This is a genomic window from Brenneria izbisi, from assembly GCF_025840185.1.
In the GTDB taxonomy this organism is placed as follows: Bacteria; Pseudomonadota; Gammaproteobacteria; order Enterobacterales; family Enterobacteriaceae; genus Brenneria; species Brenneria izbisi.
Map to the genome: position 1 here is coordinate 37,698 of NZ_JAMPJU010000009.1, position 22,560 is coordinate 60,257.

Here is a 22,560-nt window from a genome sequence, read left to right on the forward strand (position 1 = left end):
AATGAAGGGTTAGCACATGGATTGCAAGCATTCTGTCATTCCAGCCTGGGGCGCTATTCATCGTAAGCCATGTCGCCATTCGACTTAACCGCTTTCCATCATGATCTGATAAAGTTCTTCATCGCTTTGCGCCGCTCGCAGACGACGACACACCGTTTTATCAGCCAGTCGTTTGGCAACAAGCGACAGCGTATGTAAATGGGTTTTACATTGTTCTGCCGGAACCAGCAAGGCAAAAAGCAAATCAACGTCTTGATGATCAACGGCATCGAAAGCGATAGGCTGTTCCAACTGAATAAATACCCCAATTGCGCCCAGGGCGTTATCGTCTTCGAGCTTACCGTGGGGAATGGCAATGCCGTTGCCGATACCCGTGCTGCCCATCCGTTCGCGGGTAAGAATGGCGTCAAAAATAATCTGTGAAGAGAGATTAAGCTGGTTGGCGGCCAGCTCGCTGATAATTTCCAATGCGCGTTTTTTACTCTGGCAATGGACGGCGCTTCGGGTGCACTCTGGGCGTAACACGGTGCTGAGTTGCAAAACGGGAACGTTGTTCATTTTATATTCACTTAACGACACTTTCACTTGCGGTAAGCCCGGCCCGTCAGGTGCGCGGGCCGGGTCTGTTCTCCTGCCGATGGGCAAGAGAAAAACTAGTGCTGCTTCAGCTTGTCCTTATGCTTATTCAGCTGGCGAGCCAGCTTATCGATCAGCAAATCGATCGCGGCGTACATATCTTCCGCTTCTGATGTGGCGTGCAGCTCTCCACCGTTGACGTGGACGGTAGCATCAGCAATTTGTTGTACTTTCTCCACTTTCAATACCACGTTGACCTGAATGATGCGGTCAAAGTATTGTTCTAACTTGGCAAATTTGGTATTGACGAAATCGCGTAATGGTTCGGTAATTTCGATGTGGTGTCCGGTAATATTGAGCTGCATAGCGTCTTCCTCTCTGTTGAGATCAAAGCAGTTGTTTACGCTGATTTGATGGTGGGATAGATAAAGACTCTCGGTATTTCGCCACGGTGCGCCGTGCCACAATAATGCCTTGTTCAGAGAGCAGCGAAGTCAGCTTGCTGTCGCTTAAAGGCTTGCCGGGGTTTTCCGTGGCGATTAACTTCTTGACCAGTGCGCGGATCGCCGTTGACGAAGCTTCGCCTCCGCTGTCGGTATTCACATGGCTGGAGAAGAAATATTTTAGTTCAAAAATGCCGCGCGGACTGTGCAGGAACTTCTGTGTGGTCACCCGTGAAATGGTGGATTCATGCATATCCACAACCTGGGCGATATCCGCCAGCACCATCGGTTTCATGAATTCTTCGCCCTGTTCAAAGAAATCCTGCTGTTGTTCGACAATACAGCGGGTCACTTTGAGCAAGGTATCATTACGGCTTTCAAGACTTTTGATTAACCAGCGCGCCTCCTGCAAATGGCTGCGAATGAACTGACCGTCGCTGTCGCTGCGGGCGTTGTTGCCCAACGCGGCATATTGCTGGTTGATCTGTAGACGGGGTATGCTGTCGGTATTCAGTTCAACCACCCAACGTCCCTGGATCTTGCGTACCAGCACGTCAGGAATGACGTACTCGGATTCACCCGTGTTGATGGATTGACCCGGACGGGGATCGAGGGATTGAATCAGCGCCAACGCTTCTTTCAGTACCTCTTCTTTCAGGCGTGTTGAACGGATCAGACTGCGGAAATCATGGTTGGCCAGCAGATCGAGGTACTCGCTTACGATCAGCTTCGCTTCCGCGAGGCGCGGCGTGCTGTCAACAAATTGGGAAAGCTGTACCAGCAGACAATCGCGCAGATCGCGGGCGGCGACGCCCACCGGATCAAAGCGCTGTACCCGCTTGAGCACCGCTTCCACTTCTTCAAGCGTAACGTTTTCATCGCCGATACTGTCCAGAATATCTTCCAGCGGCACCGTAAGATAACCGGTATTGTCCACCGCATCGACAATGGATGTCGCTATCGCCGCATCGGTATCTGAAAAAGGCGTCAATTCAACCTGCCACATCAGGTAGTCCTGAAGGGTTTGTGTGGTTTCGCCCTGATAGATCGGTAACTCTTCATCCCGGTAATCGGTGCCGGTGCCGGAGGGCGTGCCTGCGGAATAGATTTCATCCCAGGTCGCATCAAGCGGCAGTTCTTCCGGCATGTCTTTTTGTTCCAGCGCTTCGCCGGTATCCAGCGAATCACTATCAGCTATCTCGAATGACTCTATTTCTTCGTGGTTGTCCGTCTGCTCAAGTAACGGGTTGCTTTCCAGCGCCAGTTGAATCTCTTGTTGCAGTTCAAGCGTGGACAGTTGCAACAGACGGATTGCCTGCTGTAGCTGTGGAGTCATGGCCAGTTGCTGGCTAAGCCTGAGTTGCAAACCTTGCTTCATAAGTAGCGCTAACTTCCTTATATATTATTCAGTTGAAAACACGACTCTGTCAGAGTCGGAAGCCTTCGCCCAGATAGACGCGTTTTACCTGCTCATCGGCCAGGATTTCCGATGGTGAACCGTGGGCGATCAGGTGTCCCTGACTCACGATATAGGCGCGCTCGCAAACATCCAACGTTTCACGGACGTTATGATCGGTGATCAACACGCCGAGCCCGCTGTCACGCAGATGTTCAATTATTTTTTTTATATCAATCACCGAAATGGGGTCAACACCGGCAAAGGGTTCATCCAGCAGGATAAATTTAGGATTTGCCGCCAGTGCGCGGGCGATTTCCACCCGGCGTCGTTCACCACCGGAGAGCGATTGTCCCAGACTATCGCGTAAATGAATAATATGGAATTCTTCCATTAGCTCATTCGCCCGGTCTTCCTGTTGCTCCGAGGTCAGATCCTTACGGATCTGCAACACGGCCATCAGGTTGTCATAGACGCTTAACCGGCGAAAGATCGACGCTTCCTGCGGTAAATAGCCGATCCCGCGCAGAGCGCGATCATGCAAGGGAAGCAGACTGATATCGTCGTCATCAATCACAATCCGTCCTTCATCGCGCGGGACGATACCGACCACCATATAAAAAGTGGTGGTTTTCCCGGCGCCATTCGGCCCCAGCAGACCGACGATCTCGCCGGAGTTGACGGTGAGACTGACGTTTTCCACCACCCTGCGACCTTTATACGCCTTAGCCAGATTTTCTGCGATTAATGTTGCCATAGTTATTCAGTGACTCGTGGTTGCGGTTTTTGAAACGGGGAGGATGCGGGCTGGCTTTCATTCTCCTGAAGTTGGGAAGGAACCAATACCGTGGTGACGCGTTTACCTTTGTCGCTGAAGGCTTCCATCTGCTGCTGTTTTACCAGATAAGTGATACGGTCGCCTTTCACATTGCTGTCCACCTGCTCCAAATAGGCGTCGCCGGTCAGCACCAGAAAGTCATTGGCCAGTTCATAACGCACCTTCCGGGCATGACCTTTTACGGGTTTGCCGTTGTCCTGCATCTGGTAGAAGGTGACGGGATTGCCGTAGCCCTCGACAACTTCACGACCCCGCTCGCCCTGTGGTTGGGTAACGACGACTTTATCGGCTTTGACTTCAATCGTTCCCTGCTTCACGACCACATTACCGGTGAATGTTACCGTATTGCTTTGCATGTCCAGCGATTGCTGCTCGGAATCGATATGAATGGGCTGATTACTGTCGCCGGTGAGTGCCAGCGCGGGAACGCTGACAGCGAACAGCGCGCCGGCGATCAGGGTGTTACGCATCAGATTATTGGTTTTGGATTTCATAAGAGGTTTTTACCTTTTCGATCAACTCGGCTGTCTTGTTACGCAGATTCCCACGCATTTTCATCCCATTGGAAGTAAAACCGGCGCCGTACAGGGTGACTTCATCATCGGAAGAGACGTCCTGAGTGACCAGATTCACCTGGGCATTGTCGGTTTTGATCCTCTCCAGCCGCGAGTCATTTGTCAGGCTGTTAACCTCGACATGACCATACAGATAGAGCATTTTGTCTTTCGTCAGCTTGGCGCGGTCCGCGCTTACTGACCAGGTTGCCGTTCCCTGTTCGTCAAACAGCGTCGCGACAGGCGTTGTAAACCAGCTTAGCTGTTCGTCATTGAAGTATTCTGCTTTGTCCGCGATCAGACGGTAGCTCAGTTTCCCCGCCGGGCTGTATACCTGTGTGGTGGTTTTCTCACTGGTATACACCGGTACGGCGGGGCTGTCGCTGTGGGCGGGCGCCGCCGATTCTTCATCTGCGATAGTCCAGCCGATCAGGATAACGGCCAGCAGTGCCAGCAAAGCGGTCAGCCAACGCTTGGTTTTACTCATATCGACAGCCCTTTGGCATACTCCAGCTTATCCTGTGACAACAGGATCAAATCACACAGTTCGCGTACCGCCCCACGTCCGCCGGTGATACGGGTAACATAATCAGCACGCGGCAACAGCAAGGGGTGCGCGTCCGCCACGGCAGCGCTCAGGCCCACCTGAGCCATCACCGGCCAGTCGATGAGGTCGTCACCGATATAGGCGACCTGACTGGCGGTTAACGCTAGTTTATCCAACAGATCGTGGAAGGCCAAAACCTTATCGGATTGCCCCTGATAAAGATGGGTGATGCCCAACGTTTTACAGCGATCCACCAGCAGGTCGGCTGATCGTCCGGTAATGATGGCGACGTCAATACCGGAGGTCAGCAGACAGCGGATGCCATAACCATCGCGCACGTTAAACGCCTTTAGTTCTTCACCGTGGTTGCCCATATAAATCAGACCGTCCGACATGACGCCGTCAACATCACAGATTAACAGACGAATTTCACGGGCTTTATCCAGTACCTGTCGATCGACAGGTCCATAACAGGTATCGGCTTGCACCCTGGTTTTACTCATTGGCGTTTATCCTTGATTCTTTTAGCTTTAGCTCTACCGTGTTGGGCGGTGTCCGCACCATGACGGCTAACCTGCGCGGGCGTATCACACCACGCCGGCGCGCAGCATATCGTGCATGTGAACGATCCCCACCAGATGATCGTTTTCCGCCACCAGCAACGAAGTAATATTGCGCGACTGCATCAGGTTCAGCGCATCCACGGCCAGCGTTTGCGGTGTGACCCGGATACCGCCGGCGGTCATCACATCAGCAATGCGTGCGCTGTTCAAGTCAATCTTCATGTCGAAAATGCGGCGTAAGTCGCCATCGGTGAAGATACCGAGGATTTTCAGATTTTCATCGCAGATTACCGTCATCCCCAGATTTTTGCGCGTAATTTCCAGCAAAGCATCGCGCAAGGAGGCGTCATGAGGAACATGAGGCATCTCTGCGCCCGAATGCATGATATCGCTGACGCGCAGCAGAAGCTTGCGGCCAAGTGCGCCGCCGGGGTGGGAGAGGGCAAAGTCCTCGGCGGTAAAACCGCGCGCCTGCAACAACGCGACGGCCATCGCATCCCCCATTACCAGCGTTGCGGTGGTGCTGCTGGTCGGCGCCAGACCAAGCGGGCAGGCTTCTTGTGGAACATGGACGCACAGGTGGATATCTGCCGCTTTTCCCATGGTGCTTTCGGGCTTGCCGGTCATACAAATCAGGAAAATCTGCTGGCGTTTCAGCACCGGGATCAGCGACAGAATTTCGTGAGATTCGCCAGAGTTGGAAATGGCGATCACGATGTCATGCGGCGTGACCATGCCCAGATCGCCATGACTGGCTTCGCCGGGATGAACAAAAAAAGCCGGGGTGCCGGTGCTGGCAAAGGTGGCGGCCATTTTGCAGCCGATATGACCGGATTTCCCCATCCCCATGACAACCACTTTTCCCTGGCAGTAAAAGATTTTCTCACAAGCCTGGGTGAAATTATCATCAATATATTGATCCAGTTGCGCCAGGCCCTCGCGCTCAATTTCCAGAACCTGTTTGCCTGCCTGCTGAAAATCAAAGCCGGGTTGTAGTTCAAAATGTGACATACCTGAATAATCCTGCCTGTTGTGATGTTTTGGTTAATGCTCTGATGTTCTGGCGAATCAAACCAAGAACAACACCAAGAGATAAACGACAAACGCGCAGAGCAGCAGCGCGCCGGCACCCTGCCCGATATGGCGTTTTCTGCTAAGGCACAGCGCAGCCAGTAACGCGCTGGCCCCCAGCATGACCCAATAATCGCGCCCGAAGGCCAGGGGATTGAGCGCGCCTGGCGAAAGCAAGGCCGGTACGCCCAATACGATGGCAATATTAAAGATGTTCGAGCTGATGAGATTGCCCAACGCAATGTCATCTTCCTTTTTCAGCGTACCAACAATGGCGGTGGCCAGTTCCGGCAGGCTGGTGCCGATAGCCAGCACGGTCAGACCGATAGTCAGTTCGCTGATATGAAAATAGCGCGCCAGCACGGTGGCATTGTCGATCACCATACGGGCGGCCATGGGTAAAATAATCAGGCCGAGAATCAGCCATAAAATCGCCACTGTCTGGTTGCTGTCCGCCTGTGGCAGTTCCGCCAACTGCTCCCGCGTCAGGCTGTCCACGCCTTCCTGCTGCGCCAGACGCGTCATGCGGATCATCAGAAACAGAAATATTCCGGCGGCGCTCAGCAGGATCACGCCGTCTGTTCGGCTCAGATCGTTATCATGAAGTAAAAAGCCGCATAAAACGGTGACCAGCAGCATAAGCGGAAACTCCCGGCGCAACAGTTCTGAATGAACGGTCAACGGGCGGATCAGGGTGGCGCTGCCGAGAATTAACAGTATATTGGCGATATTCGAACCCAACACATTGCCCACGGCCATATCGATCTGATCGTTCAAGGCCGCGGTGATGGAAACGATCAGTTCGGGCAGCGACGTACCGATACCGACGATAGTAAGGCCGATAATGAAAGGCGGCAGACCCACGGCGCGAGCCAGGATCGCGGCGCCATACACCAGACGATCGGCGCCGTATACCAGCAACACCAAACCAACGATCAAGAGTACTGTCGCAAAAAGCATGCCGCGTCCTTTATTAAGGTATAATCACTGGTTGACGGGTTTATAAACCGGTATTTATGGACGAATTCTGAACAAAAAATGTTTTCCATCATGAGCGCTAATTCTGACTGTGTAGGGCGAAAAAGTAAAACTTATGACGATTCGCTTCCGCCCTATCGGACAAGAACTTACAGTAAGTTTTTGTAAAATTCGGGCTTTGCGGCACATCAGCCATTAGGATTTAAAGATGGAAGCGCATTACCATTATTCGTTTCACGCTGACGATCATAAGTAACATACTGATCGGTAAGGAATATGAAATAATGAACCAAAAGGTTACCAATCTGGTTGAGATCCGCGGCCTGAGCTTTCGGCGCGGAGAGCGGCAGATTTTCACCGATATCACGTTGAGTGTGCCCAGAGGGAAAGTCACCGCGATCATGGGGCCTTCCGGTATCGGTAAAACCACATTGCTTCGTTTGATTGGCGGACAACTCCAGCCGGACAGCGGGGAAATCTGGTTTGATGGCGATAATATCCCGTCGCTGTCACGCACGGAACTGTACAACGCCCGCAAAAAAATGAGCATGTTATTTCAGTCTGGCGCCTTATTTACCGATCTGAACGTGTTTGATAATGTCGCCTGGCCGCTGCGCGAGCATAGCCGGTTGCCGGAACCGTTGTTGCGCAGCACCGTGATGATGAAGCTGGAAGCGGTCGGATTGCGCGGAGCCGCGGATCTGATGCCGGCGGAGCTTTCCGGCGGTATGGCGCGGCGCGCGGCGCTGGCGCGGGCGATTGCGCTCGATCCGCAGTTGATTATGTTCGATGAGCCTTTTGTCGGTCAGGACCCGATAACCCTGGGAACGCTGGTTAAGTTGATTGATGAACTGAACCATGCGCTGGGCGTTACCTGCATTGTGGTGTCCCATGATGTACCGGAGGTCATGAGTATTGCCGATTACGCTTATATCGTCGCCGATCGTCAGGTGGTGGCGGAAGGGACGCCGGAACAGTTGAACATGAATGATGATCCTCGCGTGCGTCAGTTTCTTGATGGCATTGCCGATGGGCCCGTCCCTTTCCGTTTCCCGGCGGATGATTATAAAACCGCGCTGTTAGGTTCAGGGGGTTAACGAACTCATGTTATTACAGGCGTTGGCGTCGTTGGGACGTCAGGGAATTTCTACCTGTGCCGCCTTTGGTCGTGCCGGACTGATGCTGTTTAATGCGCTGGTGGGCAAACCTGAGTTCAGGAAACAGTGGCCGCTGTTGATCAAACAACTGTATAGCGTCGGGGTTCAGTCACTGTTGATCATCATGGTTTCCGGCCTGTTTATCGGCATGGTGCTTGGTTTGCAAGGTTATCTGGTGCTGACCACTTACAGCGCGGAAGCCAGTTTGGGCATGATGGTGGCGCTTTCGTTGCTGCGGGAGCTTGGCCCCGTCGTCACCGCGTTGCTGTTTGCCGGACGCGCAGGTTCGGCGCTGACGGCGGAAATCGGTCTGATGAAGACCACCGAGCAACTGTCCAGCATGGAGATGATGGCGGTTGATCCGTTGCGTCGCGTGGTGGCGCCGCGTTTCTGGGCCGGGTTAATCAGTATGCCGTTGCTGGCGTTGATTTTTGTCGCGGTTGGCATCTGGGGCGGGGCGCTGGTTGGCGTCGACTGGAAGGGTATCGACAGCGGGTTCTTCTGGTCAGCCATGCAAGGTGCGGTGGAATGGCGGCAGGATATTGTGAACTGCGTAATTAAAAGTATCGTCTTCGCGATAACCGTGACCTGGATTGCGCTGTTTAACGGCTATGATGCGATTCCTACTTCAGAGGGGATCAGTCGGGCGACGACCCGTACCGTGGTGCATTCGTCTCTTGCGGTATTGGGATTGGATTTTGTGCTGACAGCACTGATGTTTGGGAACTGATTCAATGCAAACAAAGAAAAATGAAGTTTGGGTGGGGATATTCATGTTGATTGCGCTGGGCGCCATCCTTTTTTTGTGCCTGAAGGTCGCTGATCTCAAATCCATCGGTAGTGAACCCACCTACCGTTTGTACGCGACGTTCGATAACATCGGTGGACTGAAAGCGCGCTCGCCGGTGCGAATCGGCGGAGTGGTGATTGGACGGGTAGCGGATATTTCGCTTGATGAGAAAACCTACCTTCCCCGTGTGGCAATGGATATCCAGCAACGTTACAACCATATTCCCGATACCAGTTCTCTGGCGATCCGCACCTCTGGGTTGCTGGGCGAGCAGTATCTGGCCTTGAATATCGGTTTTGAAGATGAAGAGATGGGCACCTCGATACTGAAAGACGGCGGTGTGGTTCAGGACACCAAGTCTGCCATGGTATTGGAAGATCTCATCGGTCAATTCCTATATAAGAGCGGCGGCAACAGCGAGGATAATCCCGGTCAGACCGGTTCAGGACCCGCGACCGACGCGGCAGCGACGCCCGAATCTCAGAGTCAGCTCGTGACTCCACATCCATAAGAGGATATCTGCATGTTTAAACGTTTACTGATGGTGGCTTTACTGGTGGTGGCGCCATTGGCCAACGCTGCTGATCAAACCAATCCTTACCGTTTGATGAATGAAGCGGCAGACAAGACTTTTAATCGCTTGAAAACAGAACAACCGCGTATCAAGCAAGACCCGAATTACCTACGCACTATTGTGCGCGAAGAATTGCTGCCCTATGTACAGATCCGGTACGCCGGGGCCTTGGTGCTGGGGCGCTACTATAAAGACTCGACGCCTGAGCAACGTACTGCTTATTTCAAGGCGTTTGAAGCCTATCTGGAGCAGGCATATGGACAAGCGCTGGCACTCTACCACGGTCAGACTTACCAGATTGCGCCCGAACAGCCATTAGGGAGCGCGGATATTATTTCCATTCGCGTTTCAATCATTGATAACGGTGGCCGACCACCGGTACGGCTGGATTTCCAGTGGCGTAAAAATAGTCAGAACGGCAACTGGCAGGCTTATGACATGATTGCTGAAGGCGTTAGCATGATTACCACCAAGCAGAATGAATGGGCGACGACGTTGCGTCAAAAAGGCGTTGATGGCTTGACCCAACAACTTGATGCCGCGGCGAAGCAGCCGATTACGCTGGACAAGCAAAACAATTAATCCGGGCGGAAAAATGGCGAATGCACTGAACTGGCAGTCACAGGAATCGATGCTGGTATTAACCGGCGATCTGGATCGCGAAACGTTATTACCGCTCTGGACGCAACGCAAAACGTTGCTGTCAGGTAAAACGACGTTGGATGTTTCTGGCTTGGGCCGTGTCGACTCGGCTGGACTGGCTTTGTTGCTGCATTTTTACTATCAGTCGTCTGCACAAGATCGCCGCCTGCAAATCATTGGCGGCGGCGATCGGCTAAAAACGCTGATTGCACTGTATAACCTCAATGAAATCATTCCGGTGTCATAAGCGGCTTGACTTGCCTTGATCAATTGCTAGCGGAACCCCCTTGTTTGTGGCGGGCAGGGGCCTGTCAGAAGTGGCGTTAAAAATCGCGCCCGGCGATTTTTTTAGGGGATTTCTTTGTTTAAGATAGCGCCATATTCATCTAAGATACCACCCTGTTTATCATCCCCCCTGACATAGAAATCGAGAGCGATGGAAAATAATGAAATTAAAGATGTGCTGATGAACGCATTGGCACTGGATGAAGCCCACGTTTCCGGTGATGGCAGCCACTTTCAGGTTATCGCGGTAGGTGAGCTTTTTGCTGGCATGAGTCAGGTGAAAAAACAGCAGGCCGTATATGCCCCGCTGATGGAATATATCGCGGATAACCGTATTCATGCGTTGTCTATCAAGGCGTATACGCCGGAAGAGTGGCGGCGCGATCGCAAGCTGAATGGGTTTTAAGAAACTTGACGGTTTTCAGGAAACCTAAGGGTTTCTAAAAGAAGAAATAGTTTTTAAACCTGCGGCTATGTGACGCAATATTGAATTGAAACATTGAGAAATAGCGACTATGGACAAATTTCGTGTGCACGGCCCAACCCGGTTAACTGGTGAAGTCACCATTTCCGGCGCCAAGAATGCCGCACTGCCGATTCTATTTGCTGCCTTGCTCGCAGAAGAGCCGGTAGAAATCCAGAATGTGCCGAAGTTGCGGGACATTGATACAACTATGAAGTTGCTAACTCAGTTGGGAGCGCGTGTTGAACGTAATGGTTCAGTACATGTGGACGCCAGCGAAGTGAATGTTTTCTGTGCGCCTTATGATCTGGTGAAAACCATGCGCGCCTCTATCTGGGCGCTGGGGCCATTGGTGGCGCGCTTTGGGCAAGGTCAGGTTTCTTTGCCAGGAGGCTGCGCGATTGGCGCGCGCCCGGTGGATTTGCACATCAACGGCCTTGAGCAATTGGGGGCGGAAATCACGCTGGAAGAAGGCTATGTGAAAGCCGCTGTCAATGGTCGTCTGCAAGGCGCCCATATCGTGATGGATAAAGTCAGCGTGGGCGCCACGGTGACCATCATGAGCGCGGCGACGCTGGCGGAAGGCACCACCATTATTGAGAACGCCGCGCGTGAACCGGAAATTGTCGATACGGCAAACTTTCTGAACACGCTGGGCGCCAAAATCAGCGGCGCGGGCAGCGACAAAGTGGTCATCGAAGGTGTGGCGCGCTTGGGCGGCGGGGTTTATCGCGTTCTGCCTGATCGGATTGAAACCGGGACCTTCCTGGTGGCCGCCGCCGTTTCCGGTGGAAAAGTGGTTTGCCGTCAGACTCGCCCGGATACACTGGATGCGGTGTTGGCTAAACTGCGTGAGGCAGGGGCTGACATTGAAACCGGCGAGGATTGGATCATCCTGGATATGCACGGCAAACGACCGAAAGCGGTCACCGTGCGTACCGCTCCGCATCCTGGGTTCCCTACGGATATGCAAGCGCAATTCAGCCTGTTGAATCTGGTGGCTGAGGGGACGGGCGTTATTACCGAAACGATTTTCGAGAACCGCTTCATGCACGTGCCGGAACTTATTCGCATGGGGGCGCAAGCGGAAATTGAAAGCAATACGGTTATTTGCCACGGTGTGGAAAAACTGTCCGGCGCGCAGGTCATGGCCACCGATCTACGGGCTTCCGCGAGTCTGGTGCTGGCGGGTTGTATCGCTGAAGGTGTCACCACTGTTGACCGTATTTATCATATCGATCGTGGTTACGAGCGCATTGAAGATAAATTACGTGCGTTAGGCGCCAACATCGAGCGTGTAAAAGAGCACGATTAAGCCTGAGTACCACCCCGCATCACGTCAGTCAGTAATCGGGCGAGTTTCCTGCCCGGTTACTGACTATCCTGACCCGCCCGTTGCTTGCCGTCGCAAGCGATGTTCCGTGATTCAGTTGGCCGGGAACTCCTGAACCGTCATATTTAACATGATTTCTCTATTGTCACGCTTGATCACGACGGGAACTACCGTTCCTGGCCGGATTTCTGCAATCTGATCCATCGTATCGATGACTGAACGCGTCGGTTTGTTATTCACGCTGACCAGGATATCCCTTACCCGGATACCGGCTTTATCCGCCGGGCCGCCCGGATCAACCGTACTGACCAGAATACCGTTGGGACGTCCTTGCCGGCTGCCGTTTTCAATGCTTTCGATATCTTCTATCTGTATCCCGTTGATGCCGATATAACCGCGAATGACGCGACCATCGCGAATAAGTTTGCCCATTACCTTGGTTGCCAGCGCGACAGGAATGGCGAAGCCGATCCCCTCTGGCGTTTCACCGTCGGCGCTCTTATCAAACGACAGCGTATTGATGCCCACCAGTTCTCCCAGCGTATTCACCAGCGCGCCGCCGGAGTTGCCGTGGTTAATGGATGCATCGGTCTGTAAAAGGTTTTGTCGGCCATTTTGCCGGTTATCCTGTCCGATCGCGCTCAGCCCGACGCGACCTGTGGCGCTGATAATCCCCTGGGTAATGGTTTGTCCCAGATTGTAAGGGTTGCCGATAGCCATCACGACATCACCCACATGCGCGATGCGACCAGTATTAATCGGAATGACGGGCAAATTGACGCCGTTGATTTGCAGAACGGCTAGATCGGTCAGGCTGTCAGAGCCGACGACCATTGCCTCATAAAGTCTGCCGTCCTGAAGCGCAACCAGAATCTGCTGCGTGTTATTGATGACATGCTTATTGGTTAAAATATAACCTTTGTCGCTCATGATGACGCCGGAGCCGAGCGTGCGGATATTGAGTTCGGCGTTCTGATCAGAATTGGGTTCTTTATCATAGACGTTTACCACGGCTGGCGCAGCGCGGCGCACCCCTTCGTAATAGCTGACCGGGGTATCGGACGTTGGGTTTTCGTCGGTTGTTTGCCATGACGCAGGACGCAGCGAGGGAACCGCCGCAAGCAGGATGCCTGCGGCGATCACGCCAATCAAAGTAGAACGTAATAACTTAACCAGCATAAGCGTGTTTTACTGTGCAAGAGGAATATGAGCCGAGAATAACACGAGACAATCGGACACAGCAGCGTGCTGTGTCCGATTTTTCAGACCGGCCTGACGCCCGTTGCGTAGCAAAACAGTACGCAGAAATCTCCCCGGCGTTAATTAACGCAGCAGCAGATAAATCGTTTCGTCGCCACGGACGATGTTCAGCGCCAGCACGGACGGTTTCGCTTCCAGCAATTTACGAAGCTGAGTAATGTTTTCCACTCGCTCGCGGTTAACGCCGATGATGACATCGCCTTTCTGCAAACCAATTTGTGCGGCCGGAGAATCTTTGGCGACATTATCGATCTGTATGCCTTTGCTGCCGTCTTTCAACTGACCATTGGTCAGGGAAGCGCCTTGCAGGGCCGGATACAGAGTTTCCGCGCTGGTGGTCGATGTTGCGCTGTTATCCAGCACGACGGAGACTTCCTGGCGTTTACCGTCACGCAGCAAACCGATTTTCACGGTTTTACCCGGCGCGGTTGTCCCTATTTTGGCGCGCAGTTCGGCAAAGCTGCTGATCGGCTTGCCATCCAGGGTGACTAGTACATCCCCGGCTTTGATGCCAGCTTTGGCCGCCGCGGATTTTGGCAGGACTTCGCTGACGAACGCCCCGCGTTGCGCATCGACCTTAAAGGCTTTCGCCATTTCGGAGGTCATCTCGCTGCCTTTGATACCCAGCACGCCGCGTTTGACCTCGCCGAACTCGACCAGTTGCTGAGCCAGGTTTTGCGCCATGTTGCTGGGGATGGCGAAGCCGATACCGATATTTCCGCCGCCGGGGGCGAGAATGGCGGTGTTGATGCCGATAAGTTCGCCGTTGAGGTTGACTAACGCGCCGCCGGAGTTGCCGCGGTTGATGGAGGCGTCGGTCTGAATAAAGTTTTCCAACCCTTCCAGATTCAACCCGCTACGGCCCAATGCGGAAATAATGCCGGAAGTTGCGGTCTGCCCCAGGCCGAACGGGTTACCGACGGCGACGGCGAAATCACCCACGCGTAGCTGGTCGGAATCCGCCATTTTAACCGCAACCAGATTTTTGGCATTCACCAACTGGAGCAGCGCAATGTCCGATTGTTCGTCGCGCCCTATCAGTTTGGCTTCATACTCGCGCCCATCGTTTAACTGCACGCGAATTTTATCGGCGTTGTTGATAACGTGATTGTTGGTCAGGACATAGCTTTTGGCGGCATCGATAATCACGCCGGAACCCAGACCTTCGAAGGGACGTGAGTTTTGCTTGTCAGTAGGGAAATTCGGGCCGAAGAAGAATTTAAACTCTTCCGGTACGCGCTGGCGTTGTACCTGGGTGCCTTCCACATGCACGCTGACGACCGCCGGCAAGACTTTTTCAAGCATCGGCGCCAGACTTGGCATCTGCTGTCCTTGCACCACGCTCGGCAATGCGGCGTTCGCCACCGGGAGTGTGGACAGGGTTAAACTCATGCTCATTGCCAGTGCACTAAATAATAAAGATTTTTTCTTCATTGTTGATTAACTCTCTCACGACCAGCGGATGAATAAAACGATGATATATAAACTTAAACACACGGTGAAGAGTCAGACTGACGATTGGTGTGTAAAGTTCACTGATGTTTCGTCAGTGGATTGTAACTGTCAGTAGGCTGTAACTAATCAGTAGAGGGTAACTATAGCCTAAAGCGCTGAATTACCGCGCAATGCGGGAGAGAAGGACGCGAGATTCGATAAAACCTCACGCCGCAATCATTAAATTGTAGTGTTTTACTGGCGGGGGGGACGTTCTCCGCGCAGTAATCCAGACGCGCCGTCCGAATAGTCGCGCGGCGGCATATCGACCGGCGCCTGATCGTTATCGGCCTCGGCTTCCGTCAGGCGATACTTGAACGGATTATCCTGGCCTGGCACGTCGGGCAGCAGGTTGTTGGAGCTTTTCGCCATATGCTGATAAAGCTGGCGGTAATCGTGCGCCATGTTATCCAGTAGTTCGGCGCTCCGGGCAAAGTGTCCGACCAACTCCTGGCGATATTCTTCCAGTTCGGTCTTGCTTTTTTCTAGCTCGTTTTGCAATACCTGTTGTTGCCGCAGTTTACGGTTGCCAAAACGCATGGCGACGGCACCAATAATGATACCGGCGACTAAACCAATCAGCGCATACTCCCAGGTCATAATGACTCCTATTTTGACTTCGTTGTCCACGTAGGGTTTTCACTTAATAATAGTCACTATAACCGCTAACCTTGTCTGAGTGGAATCCTGAAGCGTGATGACTTAGGGTTATGTTGATGCGTTTGCGGCATCAAGGCCGTTATCGGCGACGATTACAGTTCAAATCGACGGCAACGCGCGACAAATCATAATTAACTTTTTTCTCAGGGATTGCGAACATTATGCAGCAAACGACACCATCGGCGCTCTATCAACAGGCGCTTTCCGCCGGGGAATATCAACCCGATGATGTACAGCGCCAAACGGTCATGCGTTTGGAAATGATCCATCAGGCACTGTGCGAGCGGGCGGCGCAGACGGCGGGGGAAACATCCGGGCGGTTGACGAAATGGCGTTCCTGGCTGGGGTTGAGGGAGAGACGTGCGTTGGCGCCTGTGCACGGCTTGTATATGTGGGGCGGCGTGGGGCGGGGAAAAACCTGGTTGATGGATCTGTTTTTTCATAGCCTGCCCGGAACGCGTAAGCTCCGGCTGCATTTTCATCGTTTTATGTTGCGGGTTCATCAGGAGCTAAACCAGTTGCAGGGACATGAAAATCCGCTGGAAAAGGTGGCCGATGGGTTTAAAGCCGAAACGGACATCCTGTGTTTTGACGAGTTTTTTGTTTCTGATATTACTGACGCCATGCTATTGGCCGAGTTGTTGCGCGCGTTGTTTAACCGTGGCATTACGCTGGTGGCGACGTCGAATATTCCGCCAGACGAGTTATACCGTAATGGGTTGCAGCGCGCCCGCTTTTTGCCTGCGATTGAACTGATTAAACAACACTGCGAAGTACGTAATGTCGATGCGGGAATTGATTACCGGTTGCGGACATTAACGCAGGCCCATCTTTATCTCACGCCGCTTGACGCACAGACCGAAGACACCATGCGCCAGATGTTTACCCGTCTGTCGGGAAAACCGTGGGTGACGCCGGGACCAACGCTTGACATCAACCATCATCCTCTGCCGACGTTGGGGGCGAGCGAGGGCGTACTGGCGATCGATTTCGTCACGCTGTGTACGCAAGCGCGCAGTCAGAACGACTATATCGCGCTCTCACGTCTTTACCATACGGTCCTGCTGCATAACGTGACCGTGATGGGGGAGAAGGACGAAAACAGCGCACGCCGTTTTCTGGCGCTGGTCGATGAGTTTTACGAACGGCGGATCAAGCTCATCATTTCCGCGCAGGCGTCCATGTTTGACATTTATCAGGGCGAGCGCCTGAAGTTTGAATATCAACGCTGTTTATCCCGCTTGCAGGAAATGCAAAGCGAAGCCTATCTGCGTCAGCCGCATCTGGCGTGACAGACCACGGCTTTTCTTGGGGGAGCGTGAAAAAAGGTCGATCTTTGGCGACGACTTCTCTATAATCCTGCGACCCCACGTTACAACAAAGTTTTTTTCCCAAAAACTTTATCGTGCCGGCAATGGCTATTCGAAGGGGTAGGTTTGCTGGACTTGATTGTCGTGTGAGCCTCAACAGTTTTCGAGCGTTGGGTGAACACCTGCGTGTAACTAATTATTGGGTAAGCTTTTAATGAAAACTTTTACAGCTAAACCAGAAACCGTAAAACGCGACTGGTACGTTGTTGATGCGGACGGTAAAACTTTAGGCCGTCTTGCTACTGAACTGGCTCGTCGTCTGCGCGGCAAGCATAAAGCGGAATACACCCCGCACGTTGATACCGGTGATTACATCATCGTTCTGAACGCAGACAAAGTTGCTGTTACCGGCAACAAGCGTTCCGACAAGATTTATTACCATCACACCGGCCACATCGGTGGTATCAAACAAGCGACCTTTGAAGAGATGATTGCCCGCCGTCCTGAGCGTGTGATTGAAATCGCGGTTAAAGGCATGCTGCCGAAGGGTCCGCTGGGTCGTGCCATGTTCCGTAAACTGAAAGTTTACGCGGGCACCGAGCACAATCACGCGGCACAGCAACCGCAAGTTCTGGACATTTAATCGGGATTATAGGCAATGGCTGAAAATCAATACTACGGCACTGGTCGCCGCAAAAGTTCCGCCGCTCGCGTGTTCATTAAACCGGGCAGCGGCAATATCGTTATCAACCAGCGTAGTCTGGAACAGTACTTTGGTCGCGAAACTGCCCGCATGGTCGTTCGTCAGCCGCTGGAACTGGTCGATATGGTTGGTAAATTCGATCTGTACATCACCGTTAAAGGTGGGGGTATCTCTGGTCAGGCTGGTGCGATCCGTCACGGTATCACCCGCGCGCTGATGGAGTATGATGAGTCTCTGCGTAGCGAACTGCGTAAAGCTGGTTTCGTTACCCGTGATGCTCGTCAGGTTGAACGTAAGAAAGTCGGTCTGCGTAAAGCACGTCGTCGTCCTCAGTTCTCCAAGCGTTAATTTCCTGCTGTATTGCAGCGAAATCAAGGCGAAAAAACCCGGTGCTGGTCACCGGGTTTTTTGTGGCGGATGTTTTACCCGCTATCCATTGGATCGTCTTGTGATAATTTCTTAGAAAAAAATAATCTTTATTATCAGATTGTTAATGATGAAATTATGCGATATCCCCACAGAACGTCCAAAATCTGATAAACTATTCGCCAATTTTATGCCTGTTTACCCACCAGGTTTCTTTCTGAAAACGACTGATTTTGTCAGGTGTTTTTTCACCGCTGAATGACAAGCGTGTTAGTGCATGGGTTTGCAGGATCATCGCAGTTCGGTTATTCGCCGTATTTTCTCGATAAACTTGGAGGTTTTCATGGCTGTCGCTGCCAACAAACGTTCGGTAATGACGCTGTTTTCTGGTCCGTCCGACATTTTTAGCCATCAGGTCCGTATCGTACTGGCGGAAAAAGGTGTGAGTGTCGAGATTGAGCAGGTGGACATGGATAATCTGCCGCAGGATCTTATTGATCTCAATCCATATGGTTCAGTGCCGACATTGGTTGATCGGGAACTGACGCTCTATGAATCACGTATTATCATGGAGTATCTGGATGAACGTTTCCCGCACCCGCCGCTCATGCCCGTCTATCCGGTTGCACGTGGCAACAGCCGTTTGATGATGCACCGCATTGAGAATGACTGGTATTCTTTGCTGAAAAAAATCACCCAGAGCAGCACGCAGGAAGCCGACTCCGCCCGTCAGCAACTGCGTGAAGAGTTGCTGGCGGTGGCCCCGGTATTCAATGAAGCGCCTTACTTTATGAGCGAAGAGTTCAGCCTGGTTGACTGCTATCTGGCGCCGCTGCTGTGGCGTTTGCCGCAATTAGGGATTGAACTGAGCGGGTCCGGCGCGAAAGAATTGAAAGGCTACATGACACGCGTATTTGAGCGTGATGCGTTCCTGGCTTCCCTGACGGAAGCAGAGCGTGAAATGCGTCTGCAAACGCGAGGTTAAACGAATGGCGTTGTCTCAACTGTCTCCGCGTCGTCCGTATTTGTTACGGGCTTTTTATGACTGGTTGCTGGATAACCAGTTGACGCCTCATCTGGTGGTTGATGTCACTCAGCCTGGCGTTATGGTGCCGATGGAGTTTGCCCGCGATGGCCAGATTGTGCTGAATATTGCGCCGCGCGCCGTTGGCGGCCTGGAATTAGCTGATGACAGCGTGCGTTTTAACGCACGTTTCGGCGGCGTTCCACGTCAGGTCTATGTTCCTATGGCGGCGGTACTGGCGATTTATGCCCGTGAAAACGGCGCTGGCACCATGTTTGAGCCGGAACCTGCTTATGATTTGGCGGGCGAGTTCGAAGATTTTCAGGATGAAAGCGCCACATCCAATACGGTGATGTCAATCGTCGACAATAACCCGGATGCGGCGGAGGAAAACGATAATCCTGATGACGAACCGCCACAGCCGCCCAAAGGCGGCAGACCTTCGCTGCGGGTCGTCAAATAATCTGCTTTTCTCAGGACACAGCGATTTTGTGTCCTGACGGTAAGCCAGATACAAACACCTCCCTCGTTGGCCTGCCAATATTCTTCCGCTGGAAAAAATAGGTATACATATGTGTTATACCGAGCCTGAAATACGACGGGAGCGCTCTTTTACGGAGTCCGAGCCAGCCGCACGAGAGCGTTAAAGGAGACGAGAATGCATCATCAAGGTCGTTGTTTGTGTGGCGCAGTAACCCTTTCAACGCGTCAGGATGTGAACGCGGTAACTGCCTGTCATTGTGGGATGTGTCAGAAGTGGGGCGGTGGTCCTTTTATGTCGGTTGATTGTAAAGAGGATATTGCTATCGCGGGCGTGGAAAATATTACTGCGTATCGCTCTTCCGAGTGGGCTGAACGGGCGTTCTGTAAAGTTTGCGGTTCACATCTATTCTATAAGTTACTCTCTCCCAAAATCTATTTTGTACCTGTCGCATTGTTTGAAGATAAGACGGATAAATCATTGGTGGCGCAGATATATATCGATAATAAGCCCGCTTATTATTCTTTTGCACAGCATACGTCATTGTTAACGGAGCAGGATGTTATGAACTTATTGCAAGAGCAGAGTGAGTCACTTTGCAGTAAGGACGTGTAATGCAATGAAAGGCAGCAATGAATAAAATGAGTGGGACAACCGGGCTGGTGGCGCCCGGTTGTGAGTGAGGCGTCTTGTTAAGTGATTAATTGAACACCATACCGCCGTCGATCAGTAAGGATTGTCCCGTCATGTAGTTGGAATCGGGGCCTGCCAGATAAGATACGCAGGCGGCGACGTCTTCCGGTTCGGAAAGACGGCCCAACGTAATGCGTTTGGCGAACTCTTCGGTGGCATAGCCTTGCGGTTTACCGGCTGATGCGGAGATTTTCCGATCCACTTCCTCCCACATTGGGGTTTTAACAATGCCCGGACAGTAGCTATTGACGGTGATACCCAGCGGCGCCAGATCACGTGCGGCGCTTTGCGTCAGGCCACGCACGGCAAATTTGCTGGAGCTATAGACCGCGAGTTCAGGATTGCCCACATGACCGGCTTGTGAACAGGCATTGATGATCTTTCCGCCGTGGTTGAGGGATTTAAACGCATCAAGAGCGGCTTGAATTCCCCAGATAACCCCTTTTACATTGATGTTATAAACGCGATCGACGATTTCCGGCGTAATATCTTCAATAAGGGTGGAAGGCGCAATTCCTGCGTTATTGACGATGACATTAAAGTCGCCGAAGTGTTCTTTGGTTTTCGCGACCGCAGCAAAAACGGCGTCGCGATCCGATACATCCGCTTGTAAAGCGATAGACTGTCCGCCAGATTGCTTGATTTCCTCTGCCACACTACGGGCGGTTTCCAGATTATAGTCTACGAGAGAGACGGCAAAACCGTCTTTTGCCAGTCTGAGCGCAATCGCGCGGCCAATCCCCTGACCTGCGCCAGTAACCAGCGCCACGTTAACAGCCATATTATCTCCTAGTGTCATATTTCCGTTAATTTCAACGTGCAAGCACGTAATAATATTAGACGCTGAGAGAAATTGTGCCAGACATGAAAGGAGGAGCAGCAGGCGGGAATGATACAGTCTGGACCGGACAGACCGGTCCAGACCAGAGGGATCAGACTTCCAGGAAGTCCATAATTCCTTCGGCGGCTTTACGGCCTTCGGCAATGGCGGTAACCACCAGATCCGAGCCACGCACGGCGTCGCCGCCGGCAAAAATTTTCGGATTACTGGTTTGGAAAGCGTTATCGCTTTTTTCCGGCGCAATGATTCGGCCCTGGCTATCCAGTTCGACGCCATGTTCAGCCAGCCAGCCCATTTGGTGCGGACGGAAGCCAAACGCCATCACAACTGCGTCCGCTTCCAGTACGTGCTCGGAACCGGCAACGATTTCAGGACGACGGCGACCATTGGCATCCGGCGCGCCCAACTCGGTACGCGCCATTCTGACGCCACAGACCTTGCCGGAGCCGTTGATTTCCACGCTTAGCGGTTGCAGGTTGAATTTGAACTCGACGCCTTCTTCACGCGCGTTTTTCACTTCACGTTTGGAACCCGGCATGTTCTCTTCATCACGGCGATAGGCGCAGGTCACATGGGTTGCTCCTTGACGGACGGACGTCCGCACGCAGTCCATCGCCGTATCGCCGCCGCCGAGCACCACCACACGTTTGCCGTTCATGGTGATGTAAGGTTCTTCTGCGGACGCGTCGAAACCCATCAGTTGTTTGGTATTGGCGATCAGGAATGGCAGGGCGTCATAAACGCCTGGCGCATCCTCATTTTCCAACCCGCCGCGCATCGACTGATACGTCCCCACGCCGAGGAACACCGAATCATAATCGTTCAGCAGTTCCTGCATCTGAACGTCTTTCCCCACCTCCGTGTTCAGACGGAATTCAATGCCCATCTCACTGAAAATTTCACGGCGTTTGACCATGACTTCTTTTTCCAGTTTGAACGCCGGGATACCGAAGGTCAGCAAGCCGCCGATCTCAGGATGACGATCAAATACCACCGCCTGGACGCCATTGCGCGCCAGCACGTCAGCACAGGCAAGTCCCGCCGGGCCAGCGCCGATGATCGCGACGCGTTTGCCGGTTGGCTGTACGTTTGAAACATCAGGCTTCCAGCCCATCTCGATCGCTTTATCGTTGATGTAGCGCTCAATATTGCCGATGGTCACTGCGCCGAATTCGTCATTAAGCGTACAAGAGCCTTCACACAGACGATCCTGCGGGCAAACGCGTCCGCAGACTTCCGGCAGGCTGTTGGTCTGGTGCGACAGTTCAGCCGCTTCAATGATACGGCCTTCATTCGCCAGCTTCAGCCAGTTGGGAATGTAGTTATGCACCGGGCATTTCCATTCGCAGTAAGGGTTGCCGCATGACAGGCAGCGATCCGCTTGTGCCTTGGACTGGCTTTCTGAGAACGGTTCGTAAATTTCAACAAATTCAATTTTACGAATTTTCAGCGGCTTTTTGGGCGGATCAACGCGCTGTAAGTCGATAAATTGATAAACATTTTGACTCATGATGACCT

General features: G+C 52.6%; 27 protein-coding genes. 13 read left to right on the forward strand and 14 right to left on the reverse strand.

Annotation, left to right across the window (positions count from 1 at the left end):
• Positions 1-84: 84 nt before the first annotated feature.
• The 9 genes from ptsN to NC856_RS12400 form a co-directional block, all read right to left on the reverse strand.
• The gene (gene ptsN / locus NC856_RS12360; RefSeq protein ID WP_264090735.1) at positions 85-558 is read right to left on the reverse strand and encodes a PTS IIA-like nitrogen regulatory protein PtsN; all 474 of its coding nucleotides are present in this window, start codon (positions 556-558) and stop codon (positions 85-87) included.
• A 95-nt stretch (positions 559-653) separates the two neighbouring features.
• Positions 654-941: a ribosome hibernation promoting factor gene (gene hpf, locus NC856_RS12365; RefSeq protein ID WP_264090736.1), complete on the reverse strand. Its 288-nt coding sequence runs from the start codon at positions 939-941 to the stop codon at positions 654-656.
• A 22-nt stretch (positions 942-963) separates the two neighbouring features.
• Positions 964-2,397, reverse strand: coding sequence for an RNA polymerase factor sigma-54 (rpoN, locus tag NC856_RS12370; RefSeq protein WP_264090737.1), 1,434 nt, complete (start codon positions 2,395-2,397; stop codon positions 964-966).
• Positions 2,398-2,446: 49 nt separating this feature from the next.
• Positions 2,447-3,172: an LPS export ABC transporter ATP-binding protein gene (gene lptB / locus NC856_RS12375; protein WP_264090738.1), complete on the reverse strand. Its 726-nt coding sequence runs from the start codon at positions 3,170-3,172 to the stop codon at positions 2,447-2,449.
• Positions 3,173-3,174: 2 nt separating this feature from the next.
• Complete coding sequence (lptA, locus tag NC856_RS12380; RefSeq protein WP_264090739.1) at positions 3,175-3,747, reverse strand: lipopolysaccharide ABC transporter substrate-binding protein LptA; 573 nt, start codon at positions 3,745-3,747, stop codon at positions 3,175-3,177.
• Positions 3,728-4,294 carry an LPS export ABC transporter periplasmic protein LptC gene (gene lptC / locus NC856_RS12385; protein ID WP_264090740.1) on the reverse strand — a complete coding sequence of 189 codons (567 nt, stop codon included), beginning with the start codon at positions 4,292-4,294 and terminating at the stop codon, positions 3,728-3,730. Before lptC ends, lptA begins: the two co-directional genes overlap by 20 nt.
• On the reverse strand, positions 4,291-4,857 hold the full coding sequence (kdsC, locus tag NC856_RS12390) for a 3-deoxy-manno-octulosonate-8-phosphatase KdsC (protein WP_264090741.1): 567 nt from the start codon (positions 4,855-4,857) through the stop codon (positions 4,291-4,293). Before kdsC ends, lptC begins: the two co-directional genes overlap by 4 nt.
• 84 nt (positions 4,858-4,941) lie before the next feature.
• Positions 4,942-5,928 (reverse strand): arabinose-5-phosphate isomerase KdsD, encoded by a 987-nt coding sequence (kdsD, locus tag NC856_RS12395; protein WP_264090742.1) that lies wholly within the window; start codon positions 5,926-5,928, stop codon positions 4,942-4,944.
• Positions 5,929-5,985: 57 nt separating this feature from the next.
• Positions 5,986-6,948 carry a calcium/sodium antiporter gene (locus tag NC856_RS12400; protein ID WP_264090743.1) on the reverse strand — a complete coding sequence of 321 codons (963 nt, stop codon included), beginning with the start codon at positions 6,946-6,948 and terminating at the stop codon, positions 5,986-5,988.
• A gap of 302 nt (positions 6,949-7,250) precedes the next feature.
• Between NC856_RS12400 and mlaF the strand changes: the two genes are divergently transcribed.
• From mlaF to murA, 7 genes are all read left to right on the forward strand, one after another.
• A complete protein-coding gene (gene mlaF / locus NC856_RS12405) occupies positions 7,251-8,063 on the forward strand; it encodes a phospholipid ABC transporter ATP-binding protein MlaF (protein ID WP_264090744.1) in 813 nt (270 codons plus the stop codon).
• A gap of 7 nt (positions 8,064-8,070) precedes the next feature.
• Complete coding sequence (gene mlaE / locus NC856_RS12410; protein WP_264090745.1) at positions 8,071-8,853, forward strand: lipid asymmetry maintenance ABC transporter permease subunit MlaE; 783 nt, start codon at positions 8,071-8,073, stop codon at positions 8,851-8,853.
• Between the two features lie 4 nt (positions 8,854-8,857).
• A complete protein-coding gene (mlaD, locus tag NC856_RS12415; protein WP_264090746.1) occupies positions 8,858-9,424 on the forward strand; it encodes an outer membrane lipid asymmetry maintenance protein MlaD in 567 nt (188 codons plus the stop codon).
• Positions 9,425-9,436: 12 nt separating this feature from the next.
• The gene (gene mlaC / locus NC856_RS12420) at positions 9,437-10,069 is read left to right on the forward strand and encodes a phospholipid-binding protein MlaC (protein ID WP_264090747.1); all 633 of its coding nucleotides are present in this window, start codon (positions 9,437-9,439) and stop codon (positions 10,067-10,069) included.
• A 13-nt stretch (positions 10,070-10,082) separates the two neighbouring features.
• Entirely contained in the window at positions 10,083-10,376 is a 294-nt protein-coding gene (gene mlaB, locus NC856_RS12425; protein ID WP_264090748.1) for a lipid asymmetry maintenance protein MlaB, read from the forward strand.
• A gap of 189 nt (positions 10,377-10,565) precedes the next feature.
• Entirely contained in the window at positions 10,566-10,820 is a 255-nt protein-coding gene (gene ibaG / locus NC856_RS12430; protein ID WP_264090749.1) for a BolA family iron metabolism protein IbaG, read from the forward strand.
• Between the two features lie 109 nt (positions 10,821-10,929).
• Positions 10,930-12,192 (forward strand): UDP-N-acetylglucosamine 1-carboxyvinyltransferase, encoded by a 1,263-nt coding sequence (murA, locus tag NC856_RS12435; protein ID WP_264090750.1) that lies wholly within the window; start codon positions 10,930-10,932, stop codon positions 12,190-12,192.
• Positions 12,193-12,303: 111 nt separating this feature from the next.
• Here the strand turns inward: murA and degS are convergent, their stop codons facing one another.
• The 3 genes from degS to zapG all read right to left on the reverse strand — a co-directional run bounded on the left by degS (position 12,304) and on the right by zapG (position 15,564).
• Positions 12,304-13,389 carry an outer membrane-stress sensor serine endopeptidase DegS gene (gene degS / locus NC856_RS12440; RefSeq protein ID WP_264090751.1) on the reverse strand — a complete coding sequence of 362 codons (1,086 nt, stop codon included), beginning with the start codon at positions 13,387-13,389 and terminating at the stop codon, positions 12,304-12,306.
• Positions 13,390-13,533: 144 nt separating this feature from the next.
• Complete coding sequence (degQ, locus tag NC856_RS12445; RefSeq protein WP_264090752.1) at positions 13,534-14,904, reverse strand: serine endoprotease DegQ; 1,371 nt, start codon at positions 14,902-14,904, stop codon at positions 13,534-13,536.
• Between the two features lie 255 nt (positions 14,905-15,159).
• The gene (zapG, locus tag NC856_RS12450; protein WP_264090753.1) at positions 15,160-15,564 is read right to left on the reverse strand and encodes a Z-ring associated protein ZapG; all 405 of its coding nucleotides are present in this window, start codon (positions 15,562-15,564) and stop codon (positions 15,160-15,162) included.
• 221 nt (positions 15,565-15,785) lie between these two features.
• Between zapG and zapE the strand changes: the two genes are divergently transcribed.
• The 6 genes from zapE to NC856_RS12480 all read left to right on the forward strand — a co-directional run bounded on the left by zapE (position 15,786) and on the right by NC856_RS12480 (position 20,123).
• Positions 15,786-16,916 (forward strand): cell division protein ZapE, encoded by a 1,131-nt coding sequence (zapE, locus tag NC856_RS12455; protein ID WP_264090754.1) that lies wholly within the window; start codon positions 15,786-15,788, stop codon positions 16,914-16,916.
• Positions 16,917-17,148: 232 nt separating this feature from the next.
• Positions 17,149-17,577, forward strand: a complete 429-nt coding sequence (rplM, locus tag NC856_RS12460; protein WP_109053780.1) for a 50S ribosomal protein L13 — start codon at positions 17,149-17,151, stop codon at positions 17,575-17,577.
• 15 nt (positions 17,578-17,592) lie between these two features.
• Positions 17,593-17,985: a 30S ribosomal protein S9 gene (gene rpsI / locus NC856_RS12465; protein WP_109053781.1), complete on the forward strand. Its 393-nt coding sequence runs from the start codon at positions 17,593-17,595 to the stop codon at positions 17,983-17,985.
• A 361-nt stretch (positions 17,986-18,346) separates the two neighbouring features.
• A complete protein-coding gene (gene sspA, locus NC856_RS12470; protein WP_264090755.1) occupies positions 18,347-18,988 on the forward strand; it encodes a stringent starvation protein SspA in 642 nt (213 codons plus the stop codon).
• A gap of 4 nt (positions 18,989-18,992) precedes the next feature.
• The gene (sspB, locus tag NC856_RS12475; RefSeq protein ID WP_264090756.1) at positions 18,993-19,490 is read left to right on the forward strand and encodes a ClpXP protease specificity-enhancing factor; all 498 of its coding nucleotides are present in this window, start codon (positions 18,993-18,995) and stop codon (positions 19,488-19,490) included.
• Between the two features lie 195 nt (positions 19,491-19,685).
• A complete protein-coding gene (locus NC856_RS12480) occupies positions 19,686-20,123 on the forward strand; it encodes a GFA family protein (RefSeq protein WP_264090757.1) in 438 nt (145 codons plus the stop codon).
• Between the two features lie 85 nt (positions 20,124-20,208).
• Here the strand turns inward: NC856_RS12480 and NC856_RS12485 are convergent, their stop codons facing one another.
• Both NC856_RS12485 and NC856_RS12490 read right to left on the reverse strand, forming a co-directional pair.
• The gene (locus tag NC856_RS12485) at positions 20,209-20,982 is read right to left on the reverse strand and encodes a (S)-acetoin forming diacetyl reductase (RefSeq protein ID WP_264090758.1); all 774 of its coding nucleotides are present in this window, start codon (positions 20,980-20,982) and stop codon (positions 20,209-20,211) included.
• Between the two features lie 151 nt (positions 20,983-21,133).
• On the reverse strand, positions 21,134-22,552 hold the full coding sequence (locus tag NC856_RS12490; RefSeq protein ID WP_264090759.1) for a glutamate synthase small subunit: 1,419 nt from the start codon (positions 22,550-22,552) through the stop codon (positions 21,134-21,136).
• Positions 22,553-22,560: the final 8 nt, after the last annotated feature.

Coding starts and splice junctions, on each gene's coding strand:
- mlaC (WP_264090747.1), top strand. CDS start 9,437: ATGTTTAAACGTTTACTGATGGTGGCTTTACTGGTGGTGGCGCCATTG.
- rpsI (WP_109053781.1), top strand. CDS start 17,593: ATGGCTGAAAATCAATACTACGGCACTGGTCGCCGCAAAAGTTCCGCC.
- ptsN (WP_264090735.1), bottom strand. CDS start 558: ATGAACAACGTTCCCGTTTTGCAACTCAGCACCGTGTTACGCCCAGAG.
- kdsC (WP_264090741.1), bottom strand. CDS start 4,857: ATGAGTAAAACCAGGGTGCAAGCCGATACCTGTTATGGACCTGTCGAT.
- mlaE (WP_264090745.1), top strand. CDS start 8,071: ATGTTATTACAGGCGTTGGCGTCGTTGGGACGTCAGGGAATTTCTACC.
- zapE (WP_264090754.1), top strand. CDS start 15,786: ATGCAGCAAACGACACCATCGGCGCTCTATCAACAGGCGCTTTCCGCC.
- degQ (WP_264090752.1), bottom strand. CDS start 14,904: ATGAAGAAAAAATCTTTATTATTTAGTGCACTGGCAATGAGCATGAGT.
- mlaB (WP_264090748.1), top strand. CDS start 10,083: ATGGCGAATGCACTGAACTGGCAGTCACAGGAATCGATGCTGGTATTA.
- zapG (WP_264090753.1), bottom strand. CDS start 15,564: ATGACCTGGGAGTATGCGCTGATTGGTTTAGTCGCCGGTATCATTATT.
- murA (WP_264090750.1), top strand. CDS start 10,930: ATGGACAAATTTCGTGTGCACGGCCCAACCCGGTTAACTGGTGAAGTC.
- mlaD (WP_264090746.1), top strand. CDS start 8,858: ATGCAAACAAAGAAAAATGAAGTTTGGGTGGGGATATTCATGTTGATT.
- sspA (WP_264090755.1), top strand. CDS start 18,347: ATGGCTGTCGCTGCCAACAAACGTTCGGTAATGACGCTGTTTTCTGGT.
- NC856_RS12480 (WP_264090757.1), top strand. CDS start 19,686: ATGCATCATCAAGGTCGTTGTTTGTGTGGCGCAGTAACCCTTTCAACG.
- ibaG (WP_264090749.1), top strand. CDS start 10,566: ATGGAAAATAATGAAATTAAAGATGTGCTGATGAACGCATTGGCACTG.
- degS (WP_264090751.1), bottom strand. CDS start 13,389: ATGCTGGTTAAGTTATTACGTTCTACTTTGATTGGCGTGATCGCCGCA.
- hpf (WP_264090736.1), bottom strand. CDS start 941: ATGCAGCTCAATATTACCGGACACCACATCGAAATTACCGAACCATTA.
- rplM (WP_109053780.1), top strand. CDS start 17,149: ATGAAAACTTTTACAGCTAAACCAGAAACCGTAAAACGCGACTGGTAC.
- lptC (WP_264090740.1), bottom strand. CDS start 4,294: ATGAGTAAAACCAAGCGTTGGCTGACCGCTTTGCTGGCACTGCTGGCC.
- lptA (WP_264090739.1), bottom strand. CDS start 3,747: ATGAAATCCAAAACCAATAATCTGATGCGTAACACCCTGATCGCCGGC.
- sspB (WP_264090756.1), top strand. CDS start 18,993: ATGGCGTTGTCTCAACTGTCTCCGCGTCGTCCGTATTTGTTACGGGCT.
- kdsD (WP_264090742.1), bottom strand. CDS start 5,928: ATGTCACATTTTGAACTACAACCCGGCTTTGATTTTCAGCAGGCAGGC.
- NC856_RS12490 (WP_264090759.1), bottom strand. CDS start 22,552: ATGAGTCAAAATGTTTATCAATTTATCGACTTACAGCGCGTTGATCCG.
- rpoN (WP_264090737.1), bottom strand. CDS start 2,397: ATGAAGCAAGGTTTGCAACTCAGGCTTAGCCAGCAACTGGCCATGACT.
- NC856_RS12400 (WP_264090743.1), bottom strand. CDS start 6,948: ATGCTTTTTGCGACAGTACTCTTGATCGTTGGTTTGGTGTTGCTGGTA.
- mlaF (WP_264090744.1), top strand. CDS start 7,251: ATGAACCAAAAGGTTACCAATCTGGTTGAGATCCGCGGCCTGAGCTTT.
- NC856_RS12485 (WP_264090758.1), bottom strand. CDS start 20,982: ATGGCTGTTAACGTGGCGCTGGTTACTGGCGCAGGTCAGGGGATTGGC.
- lptB (WP_264090738.1), bottom strand. CDS start 3,172: ATGGCAACATTAATCGCAGAAAATCTGGCTAAGGCGTATAAAGGTCGC.